General features: G+C 68.9%; 12 protein-coding genes. 4 read left to right on the top strand and 8 right to left on the bottom strand.

The window, feature by feature from the left end:
* Nucleotides 1-117 precede the first annotated feature (117 nt).
* The 3 genes from alr (at nt 118) to CY652_RS12005 (ending at nt 2,965) form a co-directional block, all read left to right on the top strand.
* Complete coding sequence (gene alr, locus CY652_RS12015; RefSeq protein WP_102130942.1) at nt 118-1,188, top strand: alanine racemase; 1,071 nt, start codon at nt 118-120, stop codon at nt 1,186-1,188.
* A 3-nt stretch (nt 1,189-1,191) separates the two neighbouring features.
* Nucleotides 1,192-2,568, top strand: a complete 1,377-nt coding sequence (gene radA, locus CY652_RS12010) for a DNA repair protein RadA (RefSeq protein ID WP_102130941.1) — start codon at nt 1,192-1,194, stop codon at nt 2,566-2,568.
* Nucleotides 2,569-2,698: 130 nt separating this feature from the next.
* The gene (locus CY652_RS12005) at nt 2,699-2,965 is read left to right on the top strand and encodes a DUF2866 domain-containing protein (RefSeq protein WP_374703655.1); all 267 of its coding nucleotides are present in this window, start codon (nt 2,699-2,701) and stop codon (nt 2,963-2,965) included.
* Between the two features lie 64 nt (nt 2,966-3,029).
* On the opposite strand, the gene CY652_RS12000 is transcribed toward CY652_RS12005, so the two are convergent.
* Entirely contained in the window at nt 3,030-4,217 is a 1,188-nt protein-coding gene (locus tag CY652_RS12000; protein WP_374703652.1) for a CaiB/BaiF CoA transferase family protein, read from the bottom strand.
* A gap of 82 nt (nt 4,218-4,299) precedes the next feature.
* Nucleotides 4,300-6,246, bottom strand: a complete 1,947-nt coding sequence (locus CY652_RS11995) for an ATP-binding cassette domain-containing protein (protein ID WP_102130938.1) — start codon at nt 6,244-6,246, stop codon at nt 4,300-4,302.
* Nucleotides 6,247-6,370: 124 nt separating this feature from the next.
* Here CY652_RS11995 and CY652_RS11990 point away from each other — a divergent pair, with 124 nt between their 5' ends.
* Nucleotides 6,371-6,850 carry a glutathione peroxidase gene (locus CY652_RS11990; protein ID WP_102130937.1) on the top strand — a complete coding sequence of 160 codons (480 nt, stop codon included), beginning with the start codon at nt 6,371-6,373 and terminating at the stop codon, nt 6,848-6,850.
* Between the two features lie 8 nt (nt 6,851-6,858).
* Here the strand turns inward: CY652_RS11990 and cls are convergent, their stop codons facing one another.
* The 6 genes from cls to dapC form a co-directional block, all read right to left on the bottom strand.
* Nucleotides 6,859-8,295 carry a cardiolipin synthase gene (gene cls, locus CY652_RS11985; protein WP_102130936.1) on the bottom strand — a complete coding sequence of 479 codons (1,437 nt, stop codon included), beginning with the start codon at nt 8,293-8,295 and terminating at the stop codon, nt 6,859-6,861.
* Nucleotides 8,296-8,439: 144 nt separating this feature from the next.
* Nucleotides 8,440-9,336 (bottom strand): 50S ribosomal protein L3 N(5)-glutamine methyltransferase, encoded by an 897-nt coding sequence (gene prmB, locus CY652_RS11980; protein WP_180970548.1) that lies wholly within the window; start codon nt 9,334-9,336, stop codon nt 8,440-8,442.
* Between the two features lie 32 nt (nt 9,337-9,368).
* Nucleotides 9,369-10,508 carry a succinyl-diaminopimelate desuccinylase gene (gene dapE, locus CY652_RS11975; RefSeq protein WP_102130935.1) on the bottom strand — a complete coding sequence of 380 codons (1,140 nt, stop codon included), beginning with the start codon at nt 10,506-10,508 and terminating at the stop codon, nt 9,369-9,371.
* Between the two features lie 109 nt (nt 10,509-10,617).
* The gene (locus CY652_RS11970; RefSeq protein WP_102130934.1) at nt 10,618-10,983 is read right to left on the bottom strand and encodes an ArsC family reductase; all 366 of its coding nucleotides are present in this window, start codon (nt 10,981-10,983) and stop codon (nt 10,618-10,620) included.
* A gap of 14 nt (nt 10,984-10,997) precedes the next feature.
* Nucleotides 10,998-11,822, bottom strand: a complete 825-nt coding sequence (dapD, locus tag CY652_RS11965; RefSeq protein WP_102130933.1) for a 2,3,4,5-tetrahydropyridine-2,6-dicarboxylate N-succinyltransferase — start codon at nt 11,820-11,822, stop codon at nt 10,998-11,000.
* Between the two features lie 73 nt (nt 11,823-11,895).
* Nucleotides 11,896-13,116, bottom strand: a complete 1,221-nt coding sequence (gene dapC, locus CY652_RS11960) for a succinyldiaminopimelate transaminase (protein WP_258002288.1) — start codon at nt 13,114-13,116, stop codon at nt 11,896-11,898.
* Nucleotides 13,117-13,498 lie beyond the last annotated feature (382 nt).

Raw genomic sequence — 13,498 nt, 5'->3', positions numbered from 1 at the left:
GAAAATAGCGGCATCCGGACCGGCCGATCCCCCGCCTGCCGCGCGCGGCGGATCGCGCGATCTTGAAAACGTGCCGTAAGGTCCTGATTCGCAAGCGTCTTTACGAAAATCTCTCTCATGCCCCGTCCTCTCTCCGCCACGATCCACACCGCCGCACTCGCCAACAACCTCGCCGTCGTCCGCCGCTACGCGCCGCATTCGAAGATCTGGGCCGTCGTCAAGGCCAATGCCTACGGGCACGGGCTCGCGCGCGCGTTTCCGGGCCTGCGCGCGACCGACGGCTTCGGCTTGCTGGACCTGGAAGAGGCGGTGAAGTTGCGCGAACTGGGCTGGGCCGGGCCGATCCTGCTGCTCGAGGGTTTCTTCCGGCCGACCGACCTCGACGTGATCGACCGCTACAGCCTCACGACGGTCGTGCATTCCGACGAGCAGATGCGCATGCTCGAAATGGCCCGTCTGTCGAAGCCCGTCAACGTCCAGCTCAAGATGAACAGCGGCATGAACCGTCTCGGCTACACGCCCGAGCGGTTCCGGCCGGCCTGGGAGCGCGCGCGCGCCTGTGCGGGCGTCGGCCAGATCACGCTGATGACCCATTTCTCCGACGCCGACAGCGAGCGCGGCATCGGCTACCAGATGGAGGCGTTCGAGCGCGGCGCGCAGGGCATCGCCGGCGCGCGCAGCCTCGCCAATTCCGCTGCGACCCTCTGGCATCCGGCCGCGCACTTCGACTGGGTTCGACCCGGCATCATCCTGTACGGCGCCTCGCCTTCGGGCGTGACGGCGGCCATCGAGGGCACGGGCCTGCAGCCCGCCATGACGCTCGCCTCCGAGCTGATCGGCGTGCAGACGCTTGCCGAAGGCCAGACGATCGGCTATGGCTCGACCTTCACGGCCCGCCAGCCGACGCGCATCGGCGTGATCGCATGCGGCTACGCGGACGGCTATCCGCGCGTCGCGCCCGAAGGCACGCCGGTGCTCGTCGACGGCGTGCCGACGCGGCTCGTCGGACGCGTCTCGATGGACATGCTGACCGTGGACCTGACCCCGTGTCCGGGCGCGAACGTCGGCACCCGCGTCGAGCTCTGGGGCGCGGGCCTGCCGATCGACGACGTCGCGCGCGCCTGCGGGACGATCGGCTACGAGCTCATGTGCGCGGTGGCCCAGCGGGTGCCGGTGCGGGCCGAGTAAGCCGTGGCGAAAGCGAAGACGCTGTATACGTGTTCCGGGTGCGGCGGCCAGACGCCGAAATGGCAGGGGCAGTGCCCCGCCTGCGGCGCGTGGAACACGCTGGTCGAGAGCGTTGCCGAGCCCCCGGGCGGCCACCGCTTCCAGTCGCTCGCCAAAAGCGCGCCCGTGCGCCGGCTGGCCGAGATCGACGCCGCCGACGTGCCGCGCTTCACGACGGGCATCGGCGAGTTCGACCGCGTGCTCGGCGGGGGGCTCGTGGCGGGCGGCGTGGTGCTGATCGGCGGCGACCCCGGCATCGGCAAGTCGACGCTGCTGTTGCAGTCGCTCGCGCAGATCGCCAGCGAGCGTCGCGCGCTCTACGTCAGCGGCGAGGAGTCGGCCGCGCAGATCGCCCTCCGGGCGCAACGCCTGGCGCTGCTCGACCCCGGTTCGAAGGCCAGCGAGCTGCAACTGCTCGCCGAGATCCAGCTCGAAAGAATCCAGGCGACGATCGAGGCCGAGAAGCCCGACGTCGCCGTCATCGATTCGATCCAGACCGTCTATTCGGATGCGCTGACCTCGGCGCCGGGCTCGGTCGCGCAGGTGCGCGAGTGCGCGGCGCAACTCACGCGCATCGCCAAGCAGTCGGGCACCGCGATCATCATGGTCGGCCACGTGACGAAGGAGGGCAATCTCGCGGGGCCGCGCGTGCTCGAACACATCGTCGACACGGTGCTTTACTTCGAGGGCGACACGCATTCGTCGTTCCGGCTTGTGCGCGCGTTCAAGAACCGCTTCGGCGCGGTCAACGAACTCGGCGTGTTCGCAATGACCGAGCGGGGTCTGCGCGGCGTCGCCAACCCGTCGGCGCTCTTTCTATCGCAACACGGACAGACCGTGCCGGGCTCGTGCGTGCTCGTCACGCAGGAGGGCTCGCGGCCGCTGCTCGTCGAAATCCAGGCGCTCGTCGACACGGCTCACGTGCCCAATCCGCGCCGGCTCGCGGTCGGGCTCGAGCAGAACCGGCTGGCGTTGCTGCTTGCCGTGCTGCACCGGCACGCGGGCATTGCGTGCTTCGATCAGGACGTCTTCCTGAACGCGGTCGGCGGCGTGAAGATTACCGAGCCCGCCGCCGACCTCGCCGTGCTGCTCGCGATCCACTCGTCAATGCGTAACAAGCCGTTGCCCAAGGGTCTGATCGTATTTGGCGAAGTCGGCCTGGCCGGCGAAATCCGGCCGTCGCCGCGCGGCCAGGAGCGGCTGAAGGAAGCCGCCAAGCTCGGTTTTTCGTGCGCGCTGATTCCGCGCGCGAACGCGCCCAAACAGCCGATCGACGGTTTGCAGGTGCACGCGGTGGAGCGCATCGAGGAAGCCATCGACCGCGTGCGCACGCTGGAATGAGGCGGATGCGCCCGGTAGCGGCCATGGGTAACGTCCGGTAACAACCCCGGCGTTGACTGTAAACCGTTCGCCCGGTGTTTTCCCTATCCTTTGACACAAACGTAAGCCGTGTCGAAGCGGAAAGGATGGCATCTTGAAGCAGACTGATGTGTCCGCAAGCGATCGCTCGATCGTCGTGCGGGGCTGCCGGATATCCGAGCCGATTCCCCAGCCTTGGGGCAGTGCATGCCGGATCGTCGAATGGATCGACAGCGAGGGCCGCATTTCGCGGCGCGTCGTGGCCGAGGACGTGACCGCGGCGCAGGTGCGCAGTACGATCGCGCATCACGTCGAAGGACGCCGGCACGTGCTTTACGACGACGAGCGTGCGCCGAGGCAGACCTTACCGAGGCGGTAGGCGCGGCGGATCGCGAACCGGGGCCGTCCGGCCCCGGCGGCTTTTACCCCGCTTTTATCCTGCTTTACCCCCATGGGCCGTAAGTGAACGGCTTCTTTCTTGCGCCCGACGCTGCGTCGCCGGACGGTTCGCCCGTTCCGGTCGAGGCGGCCGCTGCGGCGCCGGCGTCCTGCGCGTCCATATCATCGCCGTACGCGTCGCGGTTCTGCGCCTGGGCCTTCTTTCTCGCCTCGGCGTTGAACATCGGATGCCGGGCCGCCTCGGCCGGCAGCAGCACGGGCGAGACGCAGCAGTCGAGCAATTCGAGCCGGTCGATCCAGGTCTGCAGCGGCTCGGCCTCGATCAGGGCCGCGAGCTCGGCCGTCAGCGCGGCGGCATCGGCGCCGCCGATCGCCTGGCCGAGGCTCCAGTGGCGATTCATCCAGTCGTCGCGGTCGAGCGCCCTGCACAGCGTCTGCCAGAACTTCAGTTCCAGCGCGGCCACGGCGAGCCAGCGGCCGTCCTGCGTGCGGTACAGGTTGTAGCAGGGCACGCCGCCGTTGAGCAGGCCGCCGCCCGGATGCGTGGCCGCCACCTCGCCGTTGACGAGCGCGGCCTGGGCCATGACGTTGTGCGCATAAACCGTGTGCGCCATCGAGATGTCGAGGCTGCATCCCTCGCCGCTGCGCGCCACGCGCCACAGCGCGGCGAGGATCTGAGTGACGGCCGTGAGCGCGCCGCCGAGCAGGTCGGCGACCTGGACGTTCGGCAGTACCGGCGTTCCGTCGCTGCCGGCGAACTGGCTCAGCACGCCCGAGTAGGCGACGTAGTTCAGGTCGTGGCCAGCGCGCGAGGCGAACGGCCCGTCGGCGCCGTACCCCGTGATCGAGCAGTAGACGAGCTTCGGATTGATCGCCCTGAGCGTCTCGTAGCCGGCGCCGAGGCGCGCCATGACGCCGGGCCGGAAGCTTTCGACGAGCACGTCGGCGTCGCGCGCGAGCGCGAGCAGGATCGTGCGCCCGCTGTCGGACTTCAGGTCGAGCCGGGTTTCGCGCTTGCTGCGGTTGGCGAGCCGGTAGAGCGCGCCGGGGCGGCCCGCGACTTCGTCGGCCGCGCTTTGCATCATGATGCGCGTCAGGTCGCCGGCGCCGGGCGGCTCGATCTTCAGCACGTCGGCGCCGAGCTCGGCGAGCCGCAGCGTGGCGATCGGCCCCGGCAGCAACTGGGTCAGGTCAAGAACGCGAAGGCCCTGCAACGTGGCGTGTGACGGCACTCGTAGCTCCTCAGGCGGCGGCCGGCGGTGGCCTTCCCGTACCGACGCGCCGGCTGGCGGGCGTCGGGTACGGGAAGGGCCGTCAGCCGATCTGTTCAAGCTCCTCGTGGGCCTCGAGCCATTCGGCTTCGAGCGCCTCGAGGCGCGAATGGACTTCCGCCTGACGGCGGATCGCTTCGGTCAATTTCGTCTTCTGCTCGCTCGCATAGCTGGCCGGATCGGCGACGAACGCGTCGAGCGTCTCCTTTTCGCCCGTGAGCGCCTCCATCTCCTTTTCGATCCGGCCGATGCGCGTCTGCAGCGGCTTCTTCAACTGCGCGAGCTTCTGCCGCGTTCCGGCTTCCTGGCGGCGCTGGTCCTTGCGGTTGCCCGCCGACGCCGCGCCGTCGCTCTCGGCCGGGGACACGCCGGCCGCCTCCAGCCGCCGCGCCGCGCGCGTTTCGGCGGCATGCTGGAGCAGCCAGTCGCGGTATTCGTCGAGATCGCCATCGAACGGCAGCAGCCGGTGTTTCGCGACCAGCATGAACTGATCGGTGGTCGCCCGCAACAGGTGACGGTCGTGCGAAACGAGAATCAGCGTGCCTTCGAATTGCGCGAGGGCCATCGTCAGCGCATGGCGCGTTTCGAGGTCGAGGTGATTGGTCGGCTCGTCGAGCAGCAGCAGGTTCGGCTTCTGCCAGATGATCAGCGCGAGCGCGAGCCGTGCCTTCTCGCCGCCGGAGAACGGCGCGATTGGCGCGGTCGCCATCTCGCCGGGGAAATTGAAGCTGCCGAGGAAGTCGCGCAGTTCCTGCTCGCGCGTGTCGGGCGCGAGGCGCGCGAGATGCTGGAGCGGCGTGTCGCCGGGCCTCAGCGTTTCGAGCTGGTGCTGGGCGAAATAGCCGATCTGCAAGCCCTTGCCGGTGCGCAGGCTGCCCGAGAGCGACGCGAGCGTGCCGGCCAGCGTCTTGATCAGCGTGGATTTGCCCTGGCCGTTCGCGCCGAGCAGGCCGATGCGCTGGCCGTTCTGGATCGACAGCGAGACGTGTTCGACGACGGGCGTCTCGTTTCCGTCGTCGCCGCGGTAGCCGCAGCGCACGTCTTCCATTACGAGCATCGGGTTGGGTGCGGAGTCGGGCGTGCGGAACGCGAACGTGAACGGCGAGGCCGCGTGCGCGGGCGCGATCAGCTCCATCCTTTCGAGCGCCTTCACGCGGCTTTGCGCCTGGCGGGCCTTGGTCGCCTGAGCCTTGAAGCGGTCGATGAAGCTTTGCAGGTGCGCGACGGTTTGCTGCTGCCGTTCGTAGGCGCTCTGCTGCAGCGCGAGCTGCTGGGCGCGCAGCACCTCGAACTGCGAGTAGTTGCCGCCGTAGCGCTTGATCTGCCGGTGGTCGAGATGCAGCGTGACGTTGCAGACCGCATCGAGAAACTCGCGGTCGTGCGAGATCACGATCAGCGTGCCGGGGTAGCGGTGCAGCCAGTCCTCGAGCCAGACGATGGCGTCGAGGTCGAGGTGGTTGGTCGGTTCGTCGAGCAGCAGCAGGTCGGACGGGCACATCAGCGCCTGGGCGAGGTTGAGCCGCATGCGCCAGCCGCCCGAGAAGCTGCCGACGCTCTGGCGCGCCTGTTCGAGCGTGAAGCCGAGGCCGAGCAGCAGCGCCTCGGCGCGCGAGGGCGCAGTGTAGCCGTCGGCGTCGGCGAAGGCGGCGTGCGCGTCGGCCTGCGCCGCGCCGTCTCCGGCGCGCTCGGCCGCGGCGATGCGGGCTTCGATCGCGCGCAGCGCCGTGTCGCCGTCGAGCGTGTAGTCGAGCGCCGTGCGCTCGACGGCGGGCGTCTCCTGGGCGACGTGCGCGATCCGCCACGAGGCGGGCATCGAGAAATCGCCGCCGTCGGCGTGCAGCTCGCCGCGCAGCACGGCGAACAGCGTGGATTTGCCCGCGCCGTTCGCGCCGACGAGGCCGGCCTTCTCGCCGGGATTCAGCGAAAACGAGACCTGCTCGAAAAGCGGTTTGGCGCCGCGGGCCAGACTGAATTGGTCGAAACGGATCACAGGTACGGCCGGTATTCGGAAAACGCTATTCTAGACTGCGCCGCCTTACGGCAGCATTGGCCAGTATTGGCCTGCGGGCCGGAGGGGTTCCCGGTAGACTGAAGTTTTCCGACAGGGGACGCAGATGAGCACGATCCATTCGTTTTCGGCCCGCGCGCTGGGCGGCGACGAGGTGAGCCTCGAGCGTTACGCGGGCAAGGTGCTGCTGATCGTCAACACGGCGAGCGAATGCGGGTTCACGCCGCAATACGCGGGCTTGCAGACGCTCTACGACGGCTACGCGGCGCGCGGGTTCGAGGTGCTGGGCTTTCCGTGCAATCAGTTCGGCAAGCAGGAGCCCGGCGATGCCGCCCGGATTGCCGGTTTCTGCCAGCAGAACTACGGCGTCACGTTCCCGATGTTCGACAAGATCGACGTGAACGGGCCCAACGCGCATCCGCTCTACCGCTATCTGACGGAGGAGGCGCCCGGCGTGCTCGGCTCGGAGGCGATCAAGTGGAATTTCACGAAGTTTCTCGTCGACCGCGGCGGCGCCGTGGTCAAGCGCTACGCGAGCGTCACGAAGCCCGAGTCGATCGCGTCGGACATCGAGAAGCTGCTCTAGGCGGCCGCCTACAGGATCGGCGCGAACAGGCGCGCGAGGTGCATCGTCACCTTGCGCCAGGCCGGCGCGTTGCGGTATTCGCCGCGGTCGATCTCGAACGTCTCGTCGAAATCGCGCAGCAGCATCGCCTCGACCTCGGCGGCGAAGCCGCGATGCACGGTCAGCACCATGATCTCGAAGTTGAGCCGGAACGAGCGGTTGTCGAGGTTCGCGCTGCCGATCGCGGCGGCCACGTCGTCGATGAGCACGACCTTCTGGTGCAGAAAGCCGGGGCGGTAGCGGAAAATCCGGATGCCGGCGCGGATCGCGTCGTAGGCGTAGAGCATCGAGGCTTCGAACACCACGTAGTGGTCGCGCCGGCTCGGGATCATGATCCGCACGTCGACGCCGCGCGCCACTGCAAGGCGCAGCGCCGAGAACACGGCCTCGTCGGGCACGAGATAGGGCGTCGTGATCCACAGGCGCTTGCGCGCGGCGTTGATGGCCTCGACGAAGAAGAGCGAGCAGGTTTCCTGGCGGTCGGCGGGGCCCGTCGGCATCACGAGGCAGTACATGTCGTCGTCGTGCGTCGCGGCAACCGTTTCGCCGCCCGCCGGCAGCAACTGGGTCGCCCAGTACCAGTCCTCGGTGAACGCGAATTCGATGTTCGCGACGGCCGGGCCGCGCACCTCGATGTGCGTGTCGCGCCACGGCGAGAGCCGCGCGTTGCCGCCCAGGTATTCGACGCCGACGTTGTGGCCGCCGACGAACGCGCGTTCGCCGTCGATCACGACGATCTTGCGGTGGTTGCGGAAGTTGAGCTGGAACCGGTTGACGAAGCGGCGCCGCGTCGAGAACGGATGCACGTGCACGCCGCTCGCGCGCAGCGCGTCGACGTAGCGGCCCGGCAGGTCGAAGCTGCCGATGCTGTCGTAGAGAAAGTAGGTCCGCACGCCGCGCGCGGCGCAGGCGACGAGGGCGTCCCTGAGCATGTCGCCGAGCGCGTCCGCGCGCACGATGAAGAACTGCACGATTACGTAGCTGCGCGCCTTCTCCATGGCGTCGAAGATCGCGGCGAACGTCGCTTCGCCGTTCACGAGCGTGCGGACCGCGTTGCCCGGCAGAAGCGGCATGCCGCTCAGTTGCGAGAGCGTCTGGACGACGCGCGCGTCGAGCGTGTCCGCCGGGCACGTCGCGGCGTTCGCCTCGGTCCAATCCGGCGGCCGCGCGTGGTTGCGCAGCATTTCGTTGCGCAGCCGTCGCGCGTCCGCGTAGCCCGCGAACTTGCTGCGACCGAGGAACAGATAGGGGATCAGCGTGAAGTACGGCATCGTCACGAGCGAGACGGCCCACGCGATCGCCCCCTGCGAGGTGCGGGTGTTCAGGATGGCGTGGCAGGCCGCCGCGAGGCCCAGCAGGTGCATGACGAGCAGCAGCGTGCCGAGGTGTGACCAGTCGAATGGCATAGGCGCTCAGGATAGCCAGGAAAGCCGGAACGCGCCGCGAGGCCGACGCGGAATATTCAGGATACTCGGGAGGGATACGCGGCGCAGGGTACGCGCCCATCTTACCGAACCCGGCCGGCCCGCGGTCAGTGCCGGCCGCGGCGCTTACACGGGCAGGTCGGCGGCGTGGATCAGGAACACGCTGTCGTCGCCGGCGCTCGTCGGCAGCCAGACGAGATCGAGACCGCCGAACGACGCTTCCACGTTGGCGCGCTCGTTGCCGATCTCGACGACGAGCACGCCCTCGTCGGTCAGCCAGTTGCGGGCTTCGGCGATGATCCGGCGCACGACGTCCATGCCGTCCTCGCCGCCCGCGAGCGCCATCTCCGGCTCGTGCCGGTATTCGTCGGGCAGCGACTGCATCGACGTTGCGTTCACGTAGGGCGGATTCGCGAGGATGACGTCGTAGCGCCGCGCGGGCAGCGGCGCGAACAGGTCGCCCGGGAACAGCGCGATGCGCTCCTCGAGCCCGTGCTCGCGCACGTTGCGCCCGGCCACCTCCAGCGCCGGGGCCGAGAGATCGACCGCGTCGATGTCGGCGTTCGGAAACGCGTGCGCGGCCAGGATCGCGAGGCTGGCCGAGCCCGTGCAGAGTTCGAGCACCGCGCCGACCTCCTCGGGGTTCTCGATGTAGGGCTGCAGGCCGTCGTCGAGCAGCTCGCCGATGAACGAGCGCGGCACGATCACGCGTTCGTCCACGTAGAAGCGCAGGCCGTGCATCCAGGCCTCGCGCGTGAGGTAGGCGGCCGGCACGCGGTCGGTCGCGCGCCGCTCGATCACGGCGAGCACCGTTTCGATCTCGTCGGGCGCAAGGCGCGCGTCGAGGAACGGATCGAGCAGGTCGAGCGGCAGGTGCAGCGTGTGCAGGATCAGGTAGGCGGCCTCGTCGTAGGCATTGTCCGACCCGTGGCCGAACGCGAGGCCCGCGCCGCGAAAGCGCGTGACGGCGAAGCGCAGCAGATCGCGCACGGTGGAAAAGGTCGTGGACAGCGGATGCGTCATGGCGGAACTCCCGGCGGGACCGGTGAAGGACTTCAGGCGACCAGTTGCTCGAGCACGCGGCGGTAGACGTTCTTGAGCGGTTCGACGAAGGCGATTTCGACGTGCTCGTCGATCTTGTGGATGCTGCCGTTGGGCGGCCCGAATTCGACCACCTGTTCGCAGATGCGCGCGATGAAGCGCCCGTCCGAGGTGCCGCCCGTCGTCGAGAGTTCGGTCGCGACGCCGGTCTCGTCGCGAATCGCCTGTTCAAGCGCCGTCGAAAGCGCGCCGCGCGGCGTGAGGAACGGCAGGCCGCTCACGGTCCAGTCGAGGTCGTAGTCGAGCCCGTGTTTGTCGAGGATCGCGTGCACGCGCCGCTGCAACCCTTCCACGGTGCTCGCCGTCGAGAAGCGGAAGTTGAACAGCACCTCGGCGTGGCCCGGAATGACGTTGCTCGCGCCGGTGCCGCTGTGCAGGTTCGAGACCTGCCAGGTGGTCGGCGGGAAGTATTCGTTGCCGTCGTCCCAGTGTTCGGCGACGAGTTCGGCGAGCGCGGGGGCGAGCAGATGGACGGGGTTCTTCGCGAGATGCGGGTAGGCGATGTGCCCCTGCACTCCCTTCGCGATTAGCCTGCCCGACATCGAGCCGCGCCGCCCGTTCTTCACGCAGTCGCCGAGTGTGCGCGTGGAGGTCGGCTCGCCGACGATACAGTAGTCGAGCTTTTCTCCGCGCGCCTGCAGGGCCTCGACCACCTTGACGGTGCCGTCGGTGGCCGGGCCTTCCTCGTCGCTCGTGATGAGGAAGGCGAGCGCGCCGCGGTGTTTCGGATGCGCGGCGACGAACTCCTCGCTCGCGACCACGAACGCGGCCAGCGAGGTCTTCATGTCGGCGGCGCCGCGTCCGTAGAGCTTGCCGTCCCGGTGCGACGGCTCGAACGGCGGCGAGCTCCATTGCTCGAGCGGACCGGTCGGCACGACGTCGGTGTGGCCCGCGAACGCGAGCAGCGGCCCGCCGGTCCCGGCCGTGCCGCGCCGCACGGCCCAGAGGTTCGTGACGCCTTGCGATTCGATCGTTTCGCAGGCGAAACCGATCGCCTTCAGGCGCTCGGCGATGATGCGCTGGCAGTGCTGGTCGTCGGGCGTGACGGACGCGCGCGCGATCAACTGTTCGGTAAGGGCGAGGGTGCCGGACATGGAGGAACCATCTTCAAGAAAAATTGCCGGTGCGCGAGCGCCGGCAACGACATGGACAGGCGCCGCGTCCCGCGTGCGGGAGACGCGACGACACGGCCGGACGAACCGCTCAGGCGAACAGCGTCTCGTACTGTTCGGCGGAGAAGCCGAGCGTTTTCACGCGGCCGTTCACGACGACGACGGGCCGTTTGATGACCGACGGTTTCCCGATCATCAGCGCGATCGCGCCGGCCTCGGTATCGGCCGCCGCCTTCGCGGCGTCGTCGAGGCCGCGCCAGGTGGTGCCGCGCCGGTTCACGAGCGCGTCGAGCGACACCTCCTTGAGCCAGCCTTCGAGCAGCGCCGCGCTTACACCGGCCTTTTTGAAGTCGTGGAACTCGAACGCGACGTCGTGCTCGTCGAGCCACGTGCGCGCCTTCTTTACGGTGTCGCAGTTCGGAATGCCGTAGACGACTATTTTTTTCGCGGCGGCCATCGCCCGTCTCCCGGTCAGTCGCGCAGCAGCTCGTTCAGGCCCACCTTCGCGCGCGTTTTCGCGTCGACCTTCTTCACGATCACGGCGCAGTACAGGCTGTGCGAGCCGTCCTTCGCGGGCAGCGTGCCCGAGACGACCACCGAGCCGGCCGGAATGCGGCCGTAGCTGATCTCGCCCGTCTCCCGGTCGTAAATCTTCGTGCTCTGGCCGAGGTAGACGCCCATCGAAATGACCGAATTCTCCTCGACGATCACGCCCTCGACGATCTCCGAGCGCGCGCCGACGAAGCAGTTGTCCTCGATGATGACGGGGTTGGCCTGCAGCGGCTCGAGCACGCCGCCGATGCCGACGCCGCCCGAGAGGTGCACGTTCTTGCCGATCTGCGCGCACGAGCCGACCGTCGCCCAGGTGTCGACCATCGTGCCTTCGTCCACGTAGGCGCCGATGTTCGTGTAGGACGGCATCAGCACGACGTTCTTCGCGATGAACGAACCGCGGCGCGCGACGGCGGGCGGCACCACGCGAAAGCCGCCTGCCGCGAAATCTTCGGCCGTGTAGTCCGCGAACTTCGAGGGCACCTTGTCGTAGAACTGGCTGAAGCCGCCGGCGGGCATCGGCACGTTGTCCTCGAGGCGAAACGAGAGCAGCACGGCCTTCTTGAGCCACTGGTTGACGACCCACTCGCCGCCTTTCTTCTCTGCGACGCGCAGCGTGCCGCGGTCGAGTTCCGCGATCGCGTGCGCGACGGCCTCGCGCACGTCGGCGGGCGCGGATCTCGCCGAGAGTTCGGCGCGGTTTTCCCAGGCATTGTCGATGATCTGCTGGAGCGGTTGCGACATGGTGTATGTGTGATCCGGATGAAAAGGTGATCGGTGCCGGCGCGAGCCTCCCGCCCGTGCCGGCGTGGACGTTTTACGCGAGCGAGCGGCAGAAGGCGACGATGCGTTTCGCGCCCTCGGCGCACTCATCGACGCTGGCGACGAGCGCGAGACGCACGAAGTCGCGGCCGGGATTCGTGCCGTGCGCCGTGCGGGCCAGATACGAGCCGGGCAGAACCGTCACATTATAGTCGGCGTACAGGCGCCGGGCGAACTCCGCATCGGCGAGCCCCGTGCGCGCGACGTTCGCCCAGAGGTAGAACGCGGCGTCGGGCGGGCGCACGTCGAGCACGTCGGCCAGCATCGGCGTGACGGTCGAAAACTTCTGCACGTAGAGCGCCCGGTTTTCGCGCACGTGCGCCTCGTCGCCCCAGGCGGCGAGGCTCGCCGCCTGCCAGACGGGCGAGAGCGCCGCGCCGTGATAGGTGCGGTAGAGCAGGAACTGCCTGAGGATGGCCGCGTCGCCAGCGACGAAGCCCGAGCGCATGCCCGGCGCGTTCGAGCGCTTGGAGAGGCTCGACAGGACCACGATGCGCTCGAAATTGCGGCCGAGCCGGTGCGCGGCCTCGAGCGCGCCGAGCGGCGGCCTGGCTTCGTCGAAATAGATTTCCGAATAGCACTCGTCGGAGGCGATCACGAAGCCGTAGCGGTCCGAGAGCGCGAAGAGCTCGCGCCAGTCGTCGAGCGTGAGCACGGCGCCCGTCGGGTTGCCCGGCGAGCAGACGTAGAGTAGCTGCGCACGGGCCCAGACCGCTTCGGGCACGGCCGCGTAATCGCAGGCGAAGTTGCGGGCCGGATCGCTGTTGACGTACCAGGGCTCGCCGCCCGCGAGCAGGGCCGCGCCCTCGTAGATCTGATAGAACGGGTTCGGACACAGCACGATGGCGCGCTTCGCTGGGTCCTTCACGCCCGCCGTCGGATCGACGACGGCCTGGGCGAGCGCGAAAAGCGCTTCGCGCGAGCCGGACACGGGCAGGACCTCGGTGTTCGCGTCGATGCCGGGCAGCCCGTAGCGGCGTACGAGCCAGCCCGCGATCGCCTCGCGCAGCGCCGGCGAGCCCGCCGTGGCCGGGTAGACCGCGAGGCCGTCGAGCGCGGCGACGACCGCGTCGCGCACGAGCGCGGGCGTCGGGTGCCGCGGCTCGCCGATCCCGAAGCTGATCGGCTTCAGGTCCGCGGGCGGCGCGGCGTCCTTGAAGAGCGCGCGCAGCTTTTCGAACGGATAGGACTGGAGGGTGTCGAGTAACGGATTCACGGGCAAGGCGCTGGGCGAAAGGGCAGGGCAATACGGACGGCCGATGGGCCGGATCGGATCGGCGGCGCGGGCGCAAGGGCGGTCGGTCGCGATTTCGAACCGGGGGCCGACGGGCCTCGATCCCGGTACGGATGCCGCCGGTCGCTCGGGCCGGCCGCGGCGTCTCGCGGCCGGGGCCATGGCTCCGGTCCGGGAAAGTCTCGCCTCGGCCGTTTTTGCCCGTTCCCGCGGGTTTCCGCGCGCCGTTTGCCGAAGGCGCGCCGCTCGTCGAAAACGTTCGATTATAGCGTGGCCCGGCGCGCCTGCGGGCCGCCCCGGCCGCGACGGCGGACAGTGAGGGCCGCGCGCCACAGTCCCCGCGAGGCGGGCGGGACGGGCGGTC

This window comes from Burkholderia sp. WAC0059 (assembly GCF_002870125.1).
Classification (GTDB): Bacteria; Pseudomonadota; Gammaproteobacteria; order Burkholderiales; family Burkholderiaceae; genus Paraburkholderia.
The sequence above is the reverse complement of the archived record's forward strand: the minus strand, read 5'-3'. Positions and strand labels throughout refer to the sequence as shown.